This window comes from Rhizobium sp. CB3171 (assembly GCF_029714265.1).
Taxonomy (GTDB): Bacteria; Pseudomonadota; Alphaproteobacteria; order Rhizobiales; family Rhizobiaceae; genus Rhizobium.
In genome coordinates this window covers 14,874-34,680 of the sequence record NZ_CP121656.1, presented here as the reverse complement: position 1 = coordinate 34,680, position 19,807 = coordinate 14,874, and the positions used below count along the sequence as shown (strand labels likewise).

Sequence of the window (19,807 nt, the reverse complement as noted above, 5' to 3'; positions counted from 1 at the left end):
CGCCCCATTGAATTGGCTGTATTTTGAGGCTTGCCGCGTGTGCGAGAAGGTTTCCAGGACTATCTGGAGATTTGCATGGCAGATGATGGATTTGTTGGGCGCTACGAAGTTGTCGAGCCGCGCCGCGGAAACCGGCGTTGGCCGGATGATGTGAAGGCGCGGATCGTGGCGGAAAGCCTTGAGCCTGGTGTTCGTGTTGTTGATGTCGCGCGCCGTCATGACGTTGTTGCGCACCAGCTTTCCTTGTGGCGCCGGCAAGTGCGCGAGGGCATTCTGGCGTTGCCTTTTGAGACTATGTCGGGCCAGTCGGAGAGCGGCGATGCCGAGCCTGCATTTGTGCCTTTGGCGATTGCGGCAGAGCCGAGCGCGGCTGTGAATGTTTTGGCGCCGCCGCTGCCGGCGGCGGTTTCGTCGGTCTTGACGTTGGAGATCGGCCCGGATGTTGTGATGCGGGTTCCCGGCGATGTGCCGGTTGAACGTGTGGCGGCTCTGGTGCGAGCCATGCGAGGGACGGCATGATCGTCGCGGGCCAACGACTGCCGATCCTGATTGCAACGCGGCCGGTGGACTTCCGCTGTGGGCATCAGGCGCTGGCTCTGATGGTGCAGACCGAGTTGAAGCTCGATCCGCATTCCGGGGTGACGGTGATCTTCCGGTCGAAGCGCGGTGATCGCCTGAAAATCCTGGTATGGGATGGCACCGGAATGGTGCTAACCTACAAAATTCTTGAACATGGAAACTTTGCCTGGCCCAAGGTTCAGGATGGGACGATGCGTCTTTCCAGGGCTCAATATGAGGCTTTGTTCGAAGGTCTTGACTGGCGACGGGTCATGGCGCAACGGGTGATCGCGCCGTCGGCGGCAGGGTGAATATCCGGCCGTCTTTGCATTGTTTTATTTGGCTTTTTTGTGCTGCCTTGCTATAAGGCCGCATGTCGTCGCCCCTTGATCTCAGCCTGTTTCCGGACCTTCCGCCCGAGGTGGTCAAAGCCTTTGCGGCGATGCAGTTCGAACTGTCGGTCGAGCGTGCTGCACGTCAGCATGAGCAGGCTGTGGTGGCCGAAAAGGACGCCTTCATCGCCGAGTTGAAGGAACTGATCGAGAAGCTTGAGTGTCAGGTTCACGACTATCGGCGCACCAAGTTCGGGCCGAAATCGGAAAAGCTCGATCCGGCGCAGATGGAACTGGCGCTGGAAGACCTTGAAACGGCGATTGCCGAAACACAGGCGCGGATCGCCGCCGTCGAGAAAAAGATCGAAGCCAGCGCATCCGATCCGGACAAGGCCGCCCCTCGCAAGGAGCGTAAGGCCCGTGCACTGCCCGAACACCTGCCGCGGGTCGAGAGAGTGATCGAGCCCGAGAGCATCGTTTGCCCCTGCGGTTGCGGCAACATGGTCCGGATCGGCGAAGACCGGACGGAACGGCTCGACCGGATTCCGGCACGCTACGAGGTGATCGTCACGATCCGCCCGAAATACGCCTGCCCCAAGGGTCGAACGGGCGTCGTCCAGGCCAGAGCGCCGGCGCATCTCTTGGAAGGGAGCTGGCCGACGGAAGCCCTTCTGGCTGAGATTGCCGTCTCCAAGCATTCCGAACATATGCCGCTCAACCGGCAGGCCGAGGTCATGGCGCGACACGGGGTGCCGATCGACCGCACGGTCCTTTCCGATTGGCTTGGGCGCACGGGCAGCGAAATCGCACCGGTGGTCGACCACATGGCCGAAAGGCTGCTGTTTGAAAGCACGCGGCTCTATGTCGACGAGACAACAGCTCCGGTTCTTGATCCGGGGCGAGGCAAGACGAAGACCGGCTATCTCTGGGCCGTGTTGCGTGACGACCGCGGCTGGAACGGTTCTGCGCCGCCGGGCGTGGTGTTCCATTATCGGCCCGGGCGTAAAGGCGAATATGCCGCTGAAATCCTCGACGGGTTCAACGGGACAATCCAGGTGGATGCCTACGGTGGTTACTCTCACCTCGCCACGTCGGACCGGATGGGTGGCGATCCATTGAAGCTGGCTTTCTGTTGGGCGCACGGGCGCAGAAAGCTGATCAAGGCCACGCCAAAGAGTGGATCGCCGATCGTCGACGAGGCGCTGGTGCGGATCGCCGCGCTCTACAAGATCGAAGGCCGTATCCGGGGTTGCGATCACGAGCATCGCCGGGCAGTTCGACAGGACCTGTCCCTCCCGCTGGTGGACGAGTTCTTCACCTGGCTGGCAGCGCAAGCCAAGCGCGTCTCACGCAAGTCTGACCTCGGAAAAGCCCTGGCCTATATGCTGACGCGACAGGCCGGATTCCGGCTGTTCCTGGACGACGGCCACGTCGATATCGACTCCAACCTGGTGGAAAACGCGATCCGCCGACCCGCCATGAATCGCCGCAATGCGCTCTTTGCGGGGCACGATGAAGGGGGCCGCAACTGGGCCCGGTTTGCCAGCCTGATCGGCACTTGTAAAATGAACAGCGTTGAACCCTACGCCTATCTGTGCGACCTCTTCACCCGCCTCGCAAACGGCCACCTCGCCGAAGACATCGATGCCCTGATGCCATGGGCCCATGCCGCCCGCACCAAGCCCTCACAATGAGCTCGTCAGGTACTCTTCGGTGAGCTCATTTGACGGCCGAAAATCGGCCTCAGGTTGCCGCAACTGAAAAATCGATGGGGCGTGGACGCCGCATACATAGAAATTGAGCTAACACACTGAAATTCCTCAATGGGGAACGTCTGTTCGCCTCCGGGGCGATTAATGGGCCAGAGCGGACTGGCTGCTAGTCGGCATTGAGTACAGATAGCTTCCGATGATCCCATCAGCCAAGGCGCCACCGACTACGCCTTGCCAGTCTACTGGGTAGCTTAGAAATGCGGTCCTCATGCGGGCGGAAGTTAGTTCTTCGAGCGTTCTCTTATTACAAAAAGAGGCAATGCGGATATTCTCGGCAAATGCCCTCAGGTCCCGCAAGACCTCCGTTTCATTCCCATCACCTAGTCGGGCGCAAGTCGGCTGGGAGACACTAGCCGCGCCAATCTAACCGTTCGGCCCGCTCGTCCTCGCGTCTGGCGTCTCGCTCGTAATAGTCAGCAAGCCGGATCAAAGCGTTGGCCGTGCGGGGATAATCAAAAATGATCGCATCCGCCGACTCACGATAGCGCGCTTCCTCTCTTCGCTCCAGCAATCCGCCGTCGCGAGGCATACGGGTCGTCACGCCGCGGCGGTTCATCTTGCCCACGACAAAGCCGTCGATCATTTCCTTGCTGTGGAAGAGATCAATGACCTCCCGAACAGCCTCGGCTGGCCAATTGCCATCCTTGCCATCTGGTGACGAGGAGAGCATATGCCCGATGCGGCTATCGCCAATATCAAGGCGACCCGCCTCGCGAGCGAGCTTCCTCGCCTCTTTGATCCATTCGGTCAGTCTGATCGGATCGATTGAGCTATCGTTCTGTGTCCCAGGAATTCTGTTCCAGTGTCCGAGCAACGCATAAGCGCGGCTCGCCACTGCTTTCGCCATTTCAGGTGTCGCGGGCACAGGCTCGTCCGCGCCACCGTCTTCATCATCGCTTTTTCGATAAACGGCTTTCAGGAGATCGACAAAAAGCTTTGGTTGCTCCGAGAGCTCGGCGAGGAGCGCTTTTGCAGGTCGCTGGGAATGCTCCAAAACTTCAAGATAGTTCCATTCAAGGGTCGCGAGCGCTTCTCGTTCGACATCATCGCGATTGTCCAGGATCTGCATGAGCTCCGCAACATGATGGCGAAACATGCCGAGTTCATTATGACCTGGATCGCCAGTGAAGGGTTGCTTTGCTGCCTCGGTCAGTACCTCAATGAGAAGGTCCGAAGGAAGATCGGACTTCCGCATCCGGCCAGCGAGCCCCACCGCTCGCAGTGGCGCGCCCATCTGAATGAGCTTGCGTACCGCATAGACGACGTCATCCTCGCGATCATCGATCCACATGACCCGGGCAGTCCGCCAGTATGTCGTCTCGATGGAGCCGCCGATTTCGGAAACACGTTCCCAGACCCAGCGCGCGGCAGGCATGGCGCGAAGCAATGTGAGAAGCGCCTCCTCGTTCCAGTTCTCAGCAACTGCTTTTTCGATCAGGCCCTCGAGCCATTCTTTCTCGCGATCACGAGAGGCAGTCACCACAATACCATGCGCGACGTCCCGTTGCGTGGAATCGTCGGCTTTGAGGAAAAACTCAAGCAGCTTATCGAACTCGGTTGAAGGCAGACGTGCATCATAGAGCGCCTTGCCAATATAGCCTGTGGCTTCTGCTCGTCGTGCGAGCTCTTGGATCGCCGGAATTCCTCCTACTTTGAAAACCCCCGCTACGGCTTGCCTCCGCGCTTCCTCAATATCGCGCTCCTCAGTTTCCCACCCGGCAGAGACGCGGTCAGGGAGTTCCACGGTCTGGTTGAACAGCCATGCCACCCGCTCGATCGGATCGGCAGGAGCAAATCGATGATAGACTCTTTCCAAAGTGATCAAGACAGGCTCGTCCAGCGACCAATCGGCATCGGGGAATTGCCGATGCCTGTGGAGCGTTGAACGGAGCTTGCGCCACAGGGTAGCGCGAGCGTCCTCGTCAATCATCTTCGGCTCGGCGGCGGCAAGGTTCGCCAGTGCGACTTCCGTGCCCGGAACGAGGTCGGCGAGGCAATCCAGAAGGTCCGACCACTTCTGCGGATCGATCCCGGCATCATCGAGCAAACGCTTGCTGATTTCCGTCGTCCCTCGTTCCACAAGGCCCCAAGTGACGACTTCCTCGTCATCAACCGAATAGTCACGCCACCGCGGCACGGCGGACGGCGACATGTGGTCGCGTCCTTGCGGAAGTATCCCGATCATCAGCTTCCAGGCACTGGCCGGCTCGCGCTTCCTGATCAGGTCAAGTGCTCTCAATCTTTCGTCGAGTGTCGCAAATGTCTCCGGATGCCATAGAAGATGGATGTTGCGGAGGCTGTTGGCCGGGCCGTTCGTGAACCGACGCGGCTTTACATCAACCGCATCCAGGCGCGCGAGGACATAGGTAACACGCGGCATGAGTTGCTTTGACCAGGCGAGAGATTCGAGCGCCCACATCAAGTCGGCCAGATGTTCCTGACCGGTGATCCCGCCCCCATCGCTTCCGAACAGCGCCTCGATCGGAGGCTGATCACGATCAAGGCTTTCCTCGATAGCGTCCAGAAATGCACCCGGAGAGGCTTCCGCCAGGAGCCTGAAATCACCAGAGAGAGACCACCACCGACGGCCATCGGCTGCCTGAAGGAGTTTTCGCACGATATGATCGACACGTCGCCCCACGTCTGGAACCGTCCGGACCCTGTCGCCCCATAGCGCCATCAGTATCATCGAATGGCCGATCCCGTGACGCAGGAGGCCAGAGTACGGAGGTTGAATTCCGCGGACGTTGGCCATCCAGCGGTCATCTGGTTCCATCTCGAAACGGGGGTCCGCTGCGCCCAAAACATCCAATGCCGCAGCCTCATACCGCGAGATGTCATCATTGGTAAGATTCTGAGCAAGCAGAAACCAGGCATCGATTGGCGAGGTTACACGCCATGCCGGCCCGACCTTCTGCAAGGGGCTGTCCAGGTCGCGAACCATAGGAGTGAGCTCCTTGATGATTTCTTCATACGGCTGGCCAGCGATTTCCTCAAGAATGCGGCAATCATCCTTTCTCTCATCGTGCCAGCCGCCGATCAGCAGCGCTGCCAGCAGGGCGCGAGGGGGTGACGTGACTGCCCAGGCCGGCAGGCGGCCTGGCGCACCCGGCAGGCGTCGCCGCAGGACCGACAGCTCGCGCGCGCTGTCGCGCGCAAGCGTCTCCGCCCGCGTATCGGACATGCCCGCTGCAATAAGCGCGTTTGCAATGCCTTCGCGAGATGGCCGGGCAAGCGTCCTCACATCTCCATCGCCAGCCGCCCGCTCATCATAGATCTGAAGGACGAAATGGCCCTTCCCGGCAAGGACCCGGCTGAGGCCTGGGTTTGGAGCCGTCAAAACGAGTATGAGAGACCCCGAAGCATCTCCAAGCTGTCGCGCAGCATCCTCGGTGGTAGCCACAAGGCAGCGTGCGCGGTAAGTCTGTGCAAATTCATCCGGCAACTCGCTCAATGCCGCGTGAAAAAACGCCACCGCTTCGTCGGCCGTCGTCGCCCGGAGGGACATGACCGACGGGGGGCTTCTCAGCCATCGAAGCACGGCCGCGACATCCTCGTCGCGGTCGGTAAGGACGAGATCGGCCGTGAGCGGCAGTTCTGTTGCCTGCGACCACTCGCTCCACACGTCCTCCAGTTCACGGGTTTCGTCGGGGCGCTTGCCGAGCCTTCTGGCCAGCCAGGCACCGACGGCCGGGCTTTGCTCGATCCAATGCACCAGGTCGTTTGCATCATAGACCCGAACGTCGCGCCACGGACCCTCCTTCTTTCGCGTCTTCGCCCATTCGTCTTTCCCCGGCCAATGCCGGGGTGTAACGAAGATGTAGGTCGCATTGGCAGGCTCGATGGGTGACGGATCCAAGCTGCGCTTCGCGTAGTCTTCGCTGGCTTTATGAGAAACATTCTTGCGCTGGGCGCCGATCTCCCAGCCAGTCTCACCTTGCGGGACGTAAATACTTCCTTTGGCAGCAATTGTATGCCCGTCCCAGCCCGAATGCCGGACACCTTCATCGGAAGGAAACCGCAAGTGGGCCGATCCGTGTGTGGCGCGGACGAGGTTTGCAATTAGAGTCGGCAGACCGGAGACGCCGTCATTGCGGTCTGCCCAATCCGAGAGATCCTGTGCGCTGACCCAACGAATGGGAACGCCCGGTCGATCGGACACGTCCATCGGGGGAATGGCTGGACCGATGACTGCTCCTGTTGGCAAAAACCGAACGCCGGCGCTTTCAAGCGCACTCCTGATCGCTTGGGCGTTGTTGGCGACAGGTGTGCGTTGTCCCCGTTCGAAATCAGCGATCGTAGAAGTCGCTACGCCAGCAGTCTTGGCGAGGTCCTGCTGAGACCATGCCAAGAGGGCGCGCGCGGCGCGCACGTGTTTAGGTGTCAGTTCGGAGGTTTGGCTCGACTTCATCATGGTCATATGAAATATATGACGTCACGAAATTAATTCAACCTGTTATTTTTTGACGGCAGGATGTATATATATGCCGACATAAGGTAACAACCGAGGCCACGATCATATGAATTATCGGGATAGCGCGCTCGAACTGGCCAGATCTCGCGGCATCGTGCGGGCCCGTGATTTCAAGTCGGCCGGCATCCCCCTCGTCTATCTGAAACGCCTGACCGATTCCGGCGACCTCGTGCGACTTGGACGTGGACTGTATCAGGATCCAGACCGTGTTGGTGAGCACGTCGCGCACGATCTGGCAGAAGCTACCCGGTTGATGGCGAACGGCACAGTCTGCCTGATCAGCGCACTTCGCCAACACGAATTGACCACTCAGCTACCGCATGCGGTCTGGATGATGATCCCTCATAAGGCAAGAGCGCCGATATCACCATCGTTTCCAGTAAAAATCGTGCGGGCAACCGGTGATGCCCTAACATCCGGCATTGAGAGGATTTCGGTCGAAGGCGTCGATGTGCCTATCTATGGCGTGGCAAAAACCGTAGCGGACTGCTTCAAATATCGGCGCCTTGTTGGCGAGGACGTCGCGATTGAAGCGCTTCGCGATGCCCTGCGATTTCGCAAGACGACACCGAACGAACTCATGAAATACGCAGCGATCGACCGGTGCTCGGCGCGCATGGAGCCTCTGATCCGGGCGCTACAGGAATGACTAAAATCATCAAGGACAAATCGGCGTCTATCCGCGCAAGACTGCTCATGCACGCAAAGCAGTCTGGTGAGGAATATCAGCGTACACTAACGCGCTTCGCCATTGAACGTTTGTTGTTTCGCCTCAGTCAATCGGGCGTGCGCGACCGCTACGTTCTCAAAGGAGCGATGCTCTTCGTAACCTGGCCAGAGAATGTCTTTCGACCCACCGGCGATCTCGATCTGTTGGGTCACGGCGATCCTGACCCCGCTGCGATAGTTGAAACCTTCCAGCAAATCTGTGCGGTCGAAGCCGACGACGGTTTGCACTTCGACCTCGCGAGCATCAAGGTCGATCCGGTCCGGGAAGCGGACAAGTATCAGGGCGCTCGTGTCATGCTGAATGGCGAGCTCGCCAAGGCGATCATTCGAGTGCAAGTTGACATCGGCTTCGGAGATCATGTCTATCCGGCGCCTAAGCTGGCGTCGTTCCCGAGCATTCTTCCGGATCTGCCGACGGCCAGCATACTGATGTATCCGCCCGAGACCGTCGTCGCGGAAAAGTTCGAAGCAATGATCCGTTTCGGACTGGCGAACGGCCGGATCAAGGATTTCTATGACATCTGGCTCACTACACAGATTTTTCAATTTCAGCTCTCGACTGTGATCGATGCGGTCGCCGGCACATTGGCGCGCCGCGGAACGGCCGTCCCAACCGCGAGGCCCGAGGGATTTTCGCAGGCCTACGCTACCATCGCTGCGGAGAAAGGTTTGTGGAGCGGTTTTCTCGAGCGCAACCCGCCAATGCTGGCACCTCCCGCCTTTCCTGAGCTTCAGCGCCAGCTCACGCGTTTCTTCGAGCCAGTCATTGCGGGCCTCAATGCCCCCGGCGGGGCCGAGAGCCGCTGGGACCCAGTCGAATACAGCTGGCGATAGCCGATCGGTAATCGCAGAAGGGTTCGCTCTCCGCTGCTCGTTTGATCCGCTTGTGTCTGAGAATGGAAAACGGTAACCTACGATTCTGCCGTTGACGTCGGCATGGCCGCTGCTTTGGCGAAGGATTGCTGATCCAACGTTCTTCAATATCCTCACGTGACCGCAACCTCATCCGGCCGCCTGAGACGAGCAGCGCGTCGATACTGGCCGGAACGAAGGATGCAGTATGTATTCAACGCTCGACGGCGCCAAGAATCTTGCCAAGCAACTAAGCGTGTTCTCAACGCAAGCAGCCTGATCTTCCCACTATCAAAATGCCAGGCCGCGGTAGCCCGAGCCGGCGGTTTTCGGGATTGGCATGATTTGACAACGGGTCTTCCGGATAACGGGCAATCAAGGCCGCCTTTCGACTTCTGGGGCGAACTCATTCGGCAACTGCCCACCCCATGCCACCTCACATGGGAAAGCCTGCGTCAAGTCATTCACTTCTATTCTCCTCTTCACGGTATCGGCTCCAGGTTCCAAGCCCGACTGCATGACACGGCTCGGTTAGCTGAGCCTGATTGTTGATTTGCACTGAGAAGTGACCCGGCATTTGCGCCGAGAATTGACCCGCCTCTTAGGTATGTTTCGGGTCGGTGGTGGTGGTCAAGTTCCTACTTTTCTCCTTTGCTATTTTGGGTTCATGCGCTGAGCTGTTCTTGAACCGGAAGCTGTCGTTTCCGGTTTCGAGGATGTGGCAGTGATGGGTAAGCCGGTCGAGCAATGCGGTGGTCATCTTGGCGTCGCCGAAGACGCTGGCCCATTCGCTGAAGCTCAGGTTGGTGGTGATGATGACGCTGGTCCGCTCGTATAGTTTGCTCAGCAGATGGAAGAGCAATGCACCGCCTGATGCGCTGAACGGCAGGTATCCGAGTTCGTCAAGGATAACGAGATCGGAGTGTATGAGCCGGTTGGCGATCTGACCGGACCGTCCTTGAGCTTTCTCCTGCTCGAGAGCGTTGACCAGTTCGACGGTCGAGAAGAAGCGAACCCGCTTATGATGATGCTCGATGGCTTGAACACCGATTGCCGTGGCGACATGCGTTTTGCCTGTGCCGGGCCCGCCGACCAGGACGATGTTGTTGGCCTCGTCGAGGAAGTCGCAGCGATGAAGCTGACGCACGAGCGCCTCGTTGATCTCGCTGCTTGCGAAGTCGAAGCCGTTCAGATCACGGTAAGCGGGAAAGCGTGCCGTCTTGAGCTGATAGGCTGTCGATCGCACCTCCCGTTCCGCCGTCTCCGCTTTGAGGAGCTGCGACAGGATCGGAATGGCGGCCTCGAACGCCGGCGCTCCCTGTTCGGTCAGTTCACCGACGGCTTGGGCCATACCGTGCATCTTCAATTGCCGCAGCATGATCACGATCGCGCCGCTTGCTGGGTTATGACGCATGGCGAATCTCCGTCTTTCTCAGGGTGTCGTAGCGTTCGACGTTGGCCTTTGGTTCATTGGTGAGTGTCAGTGCCTGGGGCGCATCTATCGTCGGCGGAGTGAAGGATTTGCCATCGACGAGGCGATGCAGCAGGTTCAACACATGCGTCTTGGTCGGAACGCCGGACTTCAGCGCCATGTCGACGGCCGATAGCACGGCCTGTTCATCGTGCTGCAGGACGAGCGCCAGGATATCGACCATCTCGCGGTCTCCGCCAGGTTTCTTGAGCAGGTGTTGTTGCAAGGCTTTGAAGGCCTCGGGAAGCTCGGTGAATGGAGCACCGTTGCGGAGAGCGCCGGGTTTGCGTTGCACGACCGCGAGATAGTGCCGCCAGTCATAAACCGTCTGTCCCGGCCGATCATGGGAGCGGTCGATAATGCGCTGGTGCTCGCAGATGATCAGGCCTTCGGCGGCGACAACGACACGATCCGGATAGACCCGCAGGCTCACCGGTCGATTGGCGAAGGATGCCGGAACGCTGTAGCGGTTGCGCTCCAGATGCACGAGGCAGGTGGGAGAGACCCGCTTGGTGTATTCGACAAAACCATCGAACGGACGGGAAACCGGCATAAGAGCCCGTGCTTCCTCCGCCCAGATATCGGCGATGGTGCCGCGCATCTGGCCGTGAGACGTCTGTGCCCAAAACTCTTTGCAGCGTTGCTCTAGCCACTCGTTGAGGGCCTCCAGAGATGGAAAGCGTGGCATGGGTTGCCATAGCCGATGACGAGCGTCCTGGACGTTCTTCTCGACCTGACCCTTTTCCCAACCGGACGCCGGATTGCAGAACTCCGGTTCGAACAGATAGTGGCTGGCCATCGCCAGGAAGCGAACATTCACGTCGCGCTCCTTACCGCGGCCGACCTTGTCGATCGCCGTCTTCATGTTGTCGTAGATGCCGCGCCGGGGAATGCCACCGAAGACGCGGAATGCGTGATTGTGGGCGTCGAACAGCATCTCGTGTGTCTGCAGGAGATAGGCGCGGACGAAAAAGGCCCTGGAATAGCTCAGCTTCGTATGGGCAACCTGTAGCTTGGTGCGCTCATTGCCGATGATCGCCCAGTCTTCCGACCAGTCGAACTGGAATGCTTCACCGGGCTCGAATGCCAAAGGCACGAATGTTCCGCGTCCCGACGTCTGAAGCTCTTTCTGTCGATCGGCTCTCCACTCTCGAGCGAAAGCGGCGACACGGCAATAGGAACCCTCGTAGCCCAAGCTCAGCAGGTCGGCATGGAGTTGTTTAAGGGTCCGCTTCTGCTTGCGGGATTTGTTGGCCTCCGTCTTCAGCCAGGCCGATAGCCGGTCGGCAAAAGGGTCAAGCTTGCTCGGCCGCTCCGGAACCTTGAACTTCGGCTCGACGCCACCCAACCGCAGGTACTTGCGAATGGTATTCCGGGACAGGCCAGTCCTGCGGCATATCTCCCGGATCGATAAATGCTCTCTAAAATGCCAGCGTCGGATCACGCTCAATAACGCCATGTCGATCACTCCATAGCTCCCGCTGAAAACACGCGGAGCAAGGTTCAAAACATGGGTCAATTCTCGATGACAATATCCGGTAATGCCGGGTCACTTCTCAGTGCAAATCAACAGCGTCACGTCAGGCCCGGCAAGCCTTCGCTGATCAGGGTTGTCAAGGCGTCGATGCTATTCTGGAAACGTCCAGACAAATTTCCAACGCCATGGGAATTCGTGTCGATGAGGTGAAGGCTCTGCTGGATGTCAGAGGCGTCAGTCTTTCCGGCGGCGCGATCTCACTTCACGATCAGGATCAGATTCCGATGAAAAACCTCGGTTCCGGCTCGACACGGCTGCTTGTGGCAGGGTTGCAAAAGGCGGTTGGGCGCTCATCTATCTTTATCGTCGACGAGCTCGAATACGGTCTTGAGCCCTACCGTATCGTGCGGCTCCTGGACTCCCTCGGCGCCAAGCGCAACGATACAAGCCAGCAGGTGTTTCTGACGACACATTCGCCGATCGTGTTAAGGGAGCTGTCTTCCGCCCAGCTGTTTGCGGTCCGCGCGCTCAGCCAGAAGATCCCACCCGTCATCAACGCGGGAATCACGGTCCAACCCGCCCGTAAAGTGACCAGAAATTGGGTCACCCATCTAGGCAATGAAGAAGCAGCACAAAAGACACTTCGGGCTTGCGCGGAGGCGTTCCTGGCACCAAGCGTCATCGTCTGCGAAGGCAAGACCGAGATCGGTATTCTGCGTGGCATCGATCTCAATTTTCAGGAGCGCGGTCAGCGCAGCATCCTCTCTTATGGCTCACACTGGGCCGACGGCGGCGGCTCAACGATGATGGAGCGGGCCAAGATCTTTGCACTTATGGGCTATCGAACTGCGCTCTTCATGGACTCAGACGTCCCATACGCCCCCCAAGTCTATACGGATCTCCTCGCCGCGGGCGTGACCGTATACCGCTGGGCCGAAGGCTATTCGACCGAAAGCGCGCTGTTTGCCTCCGCGCCCGCCGCCCTTATCCCTGCTCTGCTGGCAATCGCCTGTGACTGGCGCGGTGAGGATTCTGTCAACGCTCGGATCAGCGCTGTCAGCGGCGGGAATCTGACACTGGCCCTGTGCTGGGGTTCCTTCACAGAGGAAATGCGGCCGGTTCTCGGACGAGCCGCGGGTGACGGCAAATGGTTCAAGGACATCGAGCCGGCTGAGCGAGCCATGCGGGAGGTCGTCGCTCAGCAGATGCTGAGCTGTAATCCACTATTCCGAACTCCGATCGAGCTTCTTTGGCATTGGGTGATGAACGTGCCGGCCGAGACGGCTTCATGACATGGTGACGGTTCTCGATGTCCTGCAGACTCGCCGCGGTCATGTGGAGGCGCCAGCCGGCTGCGGCAAAACCGAGCTCATTGCCGGATGCGTGGCCGGCGCGGTGTCAAAGCCGACGTTGGTTCTGACCCATACGACAGCCGGTGTAGCAGCACTGCGCCTCCGGCTGCAACGCGCGAACGTCCATACAGCCAACTACAGACTCAACACGATCGCAGGCTGGGCGATCGGTATGGTATCGATGTTTCCCGAGCGGGCATCCTACCTTCATGACCCGCGCTTGCCGCCGAATTATCCCGCCATCCAAGCAGCCGTCGGTCGGCTTTGCCAGTCGGGCCACATTGACCGAGAACTCCGTGCGACGTACGGCCGTCTCCTCGTCGACGAGTACCAGGATTGCTCGCTCAGCCAGCATACGATCGTCAGTGGCATTGCCAATGCGATTCCCACCGTTGTCTTCGGTGATCCGATGCAAGCAATCTTTGGGTTCGGCAATGATCCACTTGCGGGCTGGCACGCGCAAGCGGCGGCAACGTTCCCGCGGATCGGTCTTTTGGCGACGCCGTGGCGATGGAACAACGCGGGCGCACCTGAGCTTGGCAATTGGCTTGTCGCAGCAAGAAACCGCCTTGCGTCCGGAAACAGCATTGATCTACGGACCTGCCCGAATCGAATCTTTTGGCATCCGATCGGCGCGGACCCGGGTGCACTGATCGCGGAACAAGTTAGAATCCAGTACGATATTGCCCGCCAGTTTCCGAACGAGAGCGTGCTGATCATTGGCGACTCGATCCAAGCTCAGTCGCGTCATGACTATGCCAGTCGCGCGCAAGGCGTCAGCGTAGTCGAGCCTGTTGATTTCCCGGACGTGGTTGGAGTCGCCGCGCAGATGACTGGACAAGCGGGGCCGGACCTTCTGCAGTCATGTACCCGGTTTCTGGCAACTGTCATGGTGAACGTATATGGAGATCAGATCCATGCGCGCGTCCAAACGATCCAGAATAATCGAAACAGAACGCCACCAACACCTCAGGAGCTCGCGGCGATCACACTTGCCAATGGAGGTGGTTACCGTGAGGCGATCGCATTTCTCCGCTCGATGGAGGCCGATCGAGAGCGGCGCATTTATAGGCACAGCGCCTTCAACATCCTGATCGATTGTCTGTCTGCCGCTATCAGCAGTGCGAAGACGCCCAGTGAAACTATCGCTGTATTGCGTGAACAACGCAGGCAGGCGGGAAGGACCGTTCCGATGAAGGCGGTCGGGTCGACATTGCTTCTGAAGGGCCTTGAAGCGAACCACGTGATTATTCTTGATGCCGACCATGCCCGCAATCCGATGACGAAGGAACACCTCTATGTCGCGCTATCGAGAGGCGCTCGCACAATACGTGTGTTTTCAAGAAGTCCAATACTGCCGTAAAGGACAAATCGAAACGGTACGTCTCGGTCCAGTGCGGCCAAGGCGAATAACCGATTTCGCTAGTTTCTATCTGAGGTCTTACATGAAAGTTTTCTGGTCTTGGCAGAACGATGTCTCCCCGAACCGTCACCGGCATTTTCTGAAAGGTTGTCTGGACGAAGCCGTCGCCCAGGCGGGCCAAAACCTAAACCTTGACGCCGCCTCGCGTCCTGAGCTCGACCATGACACCAAAGGCCAACCGGGAATGGCGGAAATTGCAGCAACAATCTTTCGGAAAATCGCTGAATCGGCTGCTTTCGTTGCTGACGTTACTCCAATCGGTAGATCAGAAAACGGAAAAGCTTTGCCCAATCCCAATGTACTCGTCGAGCTTGGATGGGCGCTGGGTAAGCCAGGTCCGGAGCGGATCGTCTGCATTTTCAACTCTGCCGATGGATGGAACATCGAAGACCTTCCATTCGATATTCGACACCGGCGGGCCATGCAGTATTGCCTACCGGAGGGCGCCGATAAGAAAACCAAAGAATCCGTGAAGAAAAAGCTGGTAAAGGAGCTGGCTGACGCGATTGCCGTCAATCTCGGTGATCACGCCGAGGAGATTGCGGCAAACCAGGTGATCGTTGGCGTCGCCGCGGCATCTGGCGATAGGTCGATCTGGGCATCGGCGGCTGAGACCCTTAGCCACAACGATAGCCTCAGCAGGGGGCATGAAAAAACCATCGCTTTCAAACATGGCCCTCGCGCTTACCTGCGGGTGATCCCTGCCGGCTGGACACGTGGGGCACCGACGGTTAGCGAAATCAGAGAGCTTTCCGACAATTTCGCCCTGTGGGCACCGATCGAAGGAGGTGGGTCGGGTGATTACGGCGCGTGCGAAGAGGGCTATCTTAGCTACTGGATCACTGGTCGAACCGGGAATGGTCAACCTCAGACATCCAACGTCTGCTGCTATTTTGACGAAACGGGCGAAGTGTGGGCGGTTCACGGCACTGCGGTGGCCGACACCAAATTTGGTCCCACATTTCGACATGAAAGCGCCCTTGGAAATTGGTCGAGGACCCTTCGCCGATCAATGGCCATGCTCGATAGGTTTGGGGCGCTCGAGGCTCAATTGGTCGAGGTCGGGCTCGCTCACTTCAAAGGCGTTCGCTGGCATGGTCAATGGGAGAGCGAGTCCCCACCGGCGCGCCGAGATAGCACAGTGCACACGCGCCAAAGTCGGAGCTGGGGTCCTGATGAACAACTTTCGTTCCTGAAGGAAGGTTTCGATGCTGTGCTCAATAATTTCGGTCTGGGGAGGTCAAGCGACGACGACATCCGACGTATCCTCCAACATTGGGACCCGCAACGAACATAGGAGCGTTGCGGGAGCGCATCTGACAAGCGAGATGTAATGAGGGGTCTGCGCGGCCGACTCCCCCCCTACCATCCGCTAAAGAACTTCCTTACTGAACGTCCCGCCTTCGCCGGTACTCGGACAATCGCCGAATTGACTCTCGCGAAGGTTTTCTAATCGATGCCCAGTTTTCTAAAGAATATCTTGTTTCGCATCTCTGCATCCCTGAGCAGCTTCGTCCAGCTTAGGACCTCCATATAGAGGCTATTGTTGCCGAACCAGCGGAACCACCCATGTCCATCAGGCATGGGTGTGAAGTCTTTTTCAAATTCAAGCCACTTCCTGACCTTGGTCGTTAAGTCGCAGACAACGTATCCGTAAAATGGGGTCGTGCTATTAACGATAATATCTCGGCCTGCGGCTGTTTTGAACTTGCCTTCTCTTATCTGGTTCACATAGCGGACGATCTGCTGAACAGGGTCTTCCTTCGATGAAGGATCAGCGAAATTGTCGCGCTGCGGCTTTTTGAACTCGAAGATGGTGATCGGGTTGCTGGCCTCGTTCTCGCCGCGAAACGCAACACGCCTGTTGTAAATGGTGATGTCCGTCCGATCACCATTTGGTTTGTTCAGCGGCTTATCTGACGACACGTAGGAAGAAAAGTTCAGACGTTCGTCCAGCATCCAAAGATTATGCGCATCGTAATCGAGGTCTTCAGAATCTTTCTTGCGGCGCATGATGATGTCGTGAACGTCACCTTCCGACTTATGCTTTCCATCGACATCCAGTTCTAAGGATTTTGAAAAAAGGTCGAGGACGCACTTCCTCATGGAGACGTAGTGGATGAGGTCATTCTTGCTCGTGTCGGAAATGCTGTCCATCAGCTGAGTGATTTTCTCTCCCAATTCGTCAGGATTTTCCGATCTCAACAATGCGGCCACCTGGGAGCGGGTCTGAATTTCTTTTTCGTATTTCTTCTTCTGGAGATGGAGCTCGATCTCCTGGTTCGACGGTCGCATGGGAAGGGCGTCAAAGTCGACTTCATTCGCAAGGGTCCGGTGCCAGGGGGCGTCGGTTGACACATAGTCGGCAATGCGCACCTGTTTACGCATCTTTCGGTCATTGATTTCCGCGCCTACGGCCGATTGCGCGAGTTCGGCGGCTCTTTTCTCGATTTCGCTCTGAGATATTCCGCTCAGAAGATCGTTGTCTGTCTGAAAACGGAATTCGCCTCGCTCGAGCGAAACGTTGTCATTCAGATAATCGCCGAAAACATAGGATTTGATGACGAAATTGCGTCCCTTCGAAAGATCCCGATCGGCGCCAGCCTCATAGAACTCCTCCGCAAACTCAGGGATATAGACCTGAAGGGGGTTATCTGTGACTTCACGTCGGTGGGCGACAAGGCTGACTTTGCTTTTGGCCGACCTTGGAGCATAGAATTTGAAGACGCGAACCTGAAAATTCTTGCTCTCCTCATTGGCTGAAAGCGTGAAGGTCCCCTGCTCGACCGGCATCTCAATGATCTGACTGTTCTCCTTGCCCAAGTAATCGTTAAGGGATACCCCTCCGGTGGGCTCCTTCGCTTCCCGGATCACGATGCGCGGGCACGTGTGGTCCTTGTCCACGAAATATGGAAGCAGCCGTTCAACGATCACGCGGCTGACTGTTTCGAGCCGCTTGTCCGGGAATTTGATCGACTTGATCCCGGAGATTTCGACAGCGGTCCCAGTTTCACGCTTTGCTGAAGCAACCGTTTTCTCGTCAACAATAATGTCCTTGTCGAATCCCATCTTGAAGGACCGATCATGGTACGCGTCGCCATCGGCGAACGTGCTCGTTACCTTGACGCGATTGAAATATTTCAGGCAGGTGAAACGGCCGAATCCTTTGCCGCCATCGGCGATCTTTTGTTCGGTGTAGAGGGTATCGAATGAATCTCGGTTGCTTTTCGTAAACCCGATGCCGTTGTCCTTTACAAGGAACCCATCGATCTCCTCGATACGGTCAATGATGTCAGCCTGGCCACTTCGGATGATCTCGATCTGAACCAATCCGTCGGTATTGCCTTTTTGGTCGATGGCCTGAATTGCGTTGACGACGAGCTCCACCAGTGGCGTGTAGATGTTGGTGCCAGACCGGATGTTCTCGACGAGCCGCTTGACATTGACATTGCTCATTGCATTTCCCCCATCCGCGGCAGCACTTTCACGAGCTTCGTCGTTACCAACGCTCTAACAGCGCAAGCGCCCACCCTATAGCAAACGGCTTGGAAAAAACTCTAGTCGTCACCTGAAATGTCAACATGCTCTTCGGCTTCATCTCGTAAGCCACCCTGTTGCTTCCCATTCCAATCTCTGCTCAACAGCCCCGCATCCTCGAGTGCCTCAATGTTTGGCAGGTCGTGCAGTGTCTCCATGCCGAAGTGGGAGAGGAAATACTTCGTGGTCACATAGGTATACGGGGCTCCCGGCGTCGGGCTGCGCGGCCCGGAGCCGAGGAAACCAGCATTGCGGAGCGCCGCGATCGTATCGCGGCTGACCTCCTTGCCAAAGATCTTCGACAACTCACTGCGGGTGACCGGCTGGAAATATCCGATTGCCATCAGCACCATCGCCTCGAAGTCCGACAACATTGTTGCCGCGCCGCGCGTCGGCGCCGTCGAAGCCCGGATGGTCTCGGCGAACCGCGACCGGGTGCGGTGCTGCCAGCCGCCGGCGACCAAAACCAATTCGTAGGGGCGGGAACTAAGTTCGTCTCGCAAATCGTCGATAAGCAGGTCGATGCTGCATTCCTTGCCGACGACTTGCACGAGCATGTCGCGGGAAACGGGCTCCGCCGAAGCAAAGATAACGGCCTCCACCCGCAGCATCCATTCCCGCCAGCGCAGTTCCGGCGGCAGATCTTCAAGCTCCCGGTCGTAGAGCATGTCCTGTTGTTGTTTCGCCTGACGCCGGCTGATCTTGGCTTCGCTCGCTCCCGCCATCGTCACAACCCAAAAATTCGGAACGAGGTCCGGCCGGAGAGTTCACGCACCGCACCAAAATTTTCCAGCCGTTCGAACAGCCGCGTTGCGGCCCAGCGGGAAAGATGGCTGCCGGGCGCCGAGGCCGGCACGGCGTCCTCGTCGAGCAACTTCTGGATGACGACGCCGGCGCCTTTGGTTCGCACCTTCGGCGCTGCCGCCAGCAATTTTTCGGCCCGCCGGCCGATATCATTGGCCAGCCGCAGGGCCTCGGCCGTGCCCGCGACCAGCGCCAGGCACACCACCCGCGGGAAAGCGGGCTCGCCAGGCCGCACGCGTCCGCGGCCACCAATCGTCTTGAACGCGGCGCTGTAGCGTTCGCCCATCAGCAGCGGCACACCACACGCCCAACCGAGCTTTTCCACCAGCAGCCGATCAGCCAGCCACCAAGCCAAAATTTCGGCGTCGGGCCGCGCCGCAGAGATGCTGGCGACCAGGTCGGCGACGGCAAAGGGCACCGCACGGCCGGATTGCAGCGCGGCGTCGAAGAGATCGGCGAGCTCGCTCAGGCCCTCATTTCGCAACCCGATCAGTGCCGCCACTTCCTGCAGAACCTTCGTGCCGATCGGCCGCTTCTTCGCCGCAAGCTTGTTGAAGGCCAAAACCATCGCGCCGGCCGGCCCCGGATCGTCGCCGGGCGCGGTCAGCAGCACCGCGTCGCGCAAGGCTTTTTCGCCCTCATTGCGGCCGACCAGCTGCACAGCGGCTTGCGCGCATCTCAGCGCCAGCCGCTGGCGCCAGCAGCCGGCGTAGACGCGCTGCGATCGCACAAAATCATCGAGTGATTTCAGCGCGATGCCGGCGGCGACGGCGGCATCCGCCTCACCCAGATCGTGCTGGCGCGCGGTCGCCCAGGCCGGCAGGGACGGCACGGTCGCCGGCGCGATCGGGGCGGCAAGCGGGGAGTGGAGGCGCGAATCCATGCGGTGGATCATAATCGATGCGCGCGGTTTGTGCTATGGATTTACCGCAAAACCGCACAGCTTGTCAGTGGTGCTTTATGTCCAATAATCTTGCCTTATCGGACGTATTTGACACAGATCCGGAACAATGGTATGTCGCTCGC

General features: G+C 58.4%; 14 protein-coding genes. 8 read left to right on the top strand and 6 right to left on the bottom strand.

What is annotated here, in order from left to right; translation table 11 throughout:
• Window positions 1–75 precede the first annotated feature (75 nt).
• The 3 genes from QA648_RS35610 (at window position 76) to QA648_RS35600 (ending at window position 2,584) form a co-directional block, all read left to right on the top strand.
• Window positions 76–519, top strand: a complete 444-nt coding sequence (locus QA648_RS35610; RefSeq protein WP_283054806.1) for a transposase — start codon at window positions 76–78, stop codon at window positions 517–519.
• Window positions 516–869: an IS66 family insertion sequence element accessory protein TnpB gene (tnpB, locus tag QA648_RS35605; RefSeq protein ID WP_283054400.1), complete on the top strand. Its 354-nt coding sequence runs from the start codon at window positions 516–518 to the stop codon at window positions 867–869. The genes QA648_RS35610 and tnpB overlap by 4 nt, the downstream gene beginning before the upstream one ends.
• A 62-nt stretch (window positions 870–931) precedes the next feature.
• A complete protein-coding gene (locus tag QA648_RS35600) occupies window positions 932–2,584 on the top strand; it encodes an IS66 family transposase (protein WP_283054807.1) in 1,653 nt (550 codons plus the stop codon).
• A 427-nt stretch (window positions 2,585–3,011) separates the two neighbouring features.
• On the opposite strand, the gene QA648_RS35595 is transcribed toward QA648_RS35600, so the two are convergent.
• A complete protein-coding gene (locus tag QA648_RS35595) occupies window positions 3,012–7,082 on the bottom strand; it encodes a helix-turn-helix transcriptional regulator (RefSeq protein ID WP_283055026.1) in 4,071 nt (1,356 codons plus the stop codon).
• Window positions 7,083–7,182: 100 nt separating this feature from the next.
• On the opposite strand from QA648_RS35595, the gene QA648_RS35590 reads away from it, so the two are divergent.
• Entirely contained in the window at window positions 7,183–7,785 is a 603-nt protein-coding gene (locus QA648_RS35590; RefSeq protein WP_283055025.1) for a type IV toxin-antitoxin system AbiEi family antitoxin domain-containing protein, read from the top strand.
• Window positions 7,782–8,699, top strand: a complete 918-nt coding sequence (locus QA648_RS35585) for a nucleotidyl transferase AbiEii/AbiGii toxin family protein (protein WP_283055024.1) — start codon at window positions 7,782–7,784, stop codon at window positions 8,697–8,699. The genes QA648_RS35590 and QA648_RS35585 overlap by 4 nt, the downstream gene beginning before the upstream one ends.
• A gap of 619 nt (window positions 8,700–9,318) precedes the next feature.
• Here the strand turns inward: QA648_RS35585 and istB are convergent.
• Window positions 9,319–10,131: an IS21-like element helper ATPase IstB gene (istB, locus tag QA648_RS35580; RefSeq protein WP_283051923.1), complete on the bottom strand. Its 813-nt coding sequence runs from the start codon at window positions 10,129–10,131 to the stop codon at window positions 9,319–9,321.
• The gene (gene istA, locus QA648_RS35575; RefSeq protein WP_283051926.1) at window positions 10,121–11,647 is read right to left on the bottom strand and encodes an IS21 family transposase; all 1,527 of its coding nucleotides are present in this window, start codon (window positions 11,645–11,647) and stop codon (window positions 10,121–10,123) included. Before istA ends, istB begins: the two co-directional genes overlap by 11 nt.
• A gap of 203 nt (window positions 11,648–11,850) precedes the next feature.
• Here istA and QA648_RS35570 point away from each other — a divergent pair, with 203 nt between their 5' ends.
• The 3 genes from QA648_RS35570 to QA648_RS35560 all read left to right on the top strand — a co-directional run bounded on the left by QA648_RS35570 (window position 11,851) and on the right by QA648_RS35560 (window position 15,737).
• Window positions 11,851–12,957 carry an AAA family ATPase gene (locus QA648_RS35570; protein WP_283055023.1) on the top strand — a complete coding sequence of 369 codons (1,107 nt, stop codon included), beginning with the start codon at window positions 11,851–11,853 and terminating at the stop codon, window positions 12,955–12,957.
• Window position 12,958: 1 nt separating this feature from the next.
• Window positions 12,959–14,380, top strand: a complete 1,422-nt coding sequence (locus tag QA648_RS35565) for a UvrD-helicase domain-containing protein (RefSeq protein WP_283055022.1) — start codon at window positions 12,959–12,961, stop codon at window positions 14,378–14,380.
• An 82-nt stretch (window positions 14,381–14,462) separates the two neighbouring features.
• Window positions 14,463–15,737, top strand: a complete 1,275-nt coding sequence (locus tag QA648_RS35560; protein WP_283055021.1) for a hypothetical protein — start codon at window positions 14,463–14,465, stop codon at window positions 15,735–15,737.
• A gap of 152 nt (window positions 15,738–15,889) precedes the next feature.
• On the opposite strand, the gene QA648_RS35555 is transcribed toward QA648_RS35560, so the two are convergent.
• The 3 genes from QA648_RS35555 to QA648_RS35545 all read right to left on the bottom strand — a co-directional run bounded on the left by QA648_RS35555 (window position 15,890) and on the right by QA648_RS35545 (window position 19,664).
• Window positions 15,890–17,896, bottom strand: a complete 2,007-nt coding sequence (locus QA648_RS35555; protein ID WP_283055020.1) for an ATP-binding protein — start codon at window positions 17,894–17,896, stop codon at window positions 15,890–15,892.
• A gap of 101 nt (window positions 17,897–17,997) precedes the next feature.
• A complete protein-coding gene (locus QA648_RS35550) occupies window positions 17,998–18,702 on the bottom strand; it encodes an SMC-Scp complex subunit ScpB (RefSeq protein WP_283055019.1) in 705 nt (234 codons plus the stop codon).
• A 2-nt stretch (window positions 18,703–18,704) separates the two neighbouring features.
• Window positions 18,705–19,664, bottom strand: coding sequence for a DUF1403 family protein (locus QA648_RS35545; protein ID WP_283055018.1), 960 nt, complete (start codon window positions 19,662–19,664; stop codon window positions 18,705–18,707).
• Window positions 19,665–19,807 lie beyond the last annotated feature (143 nt).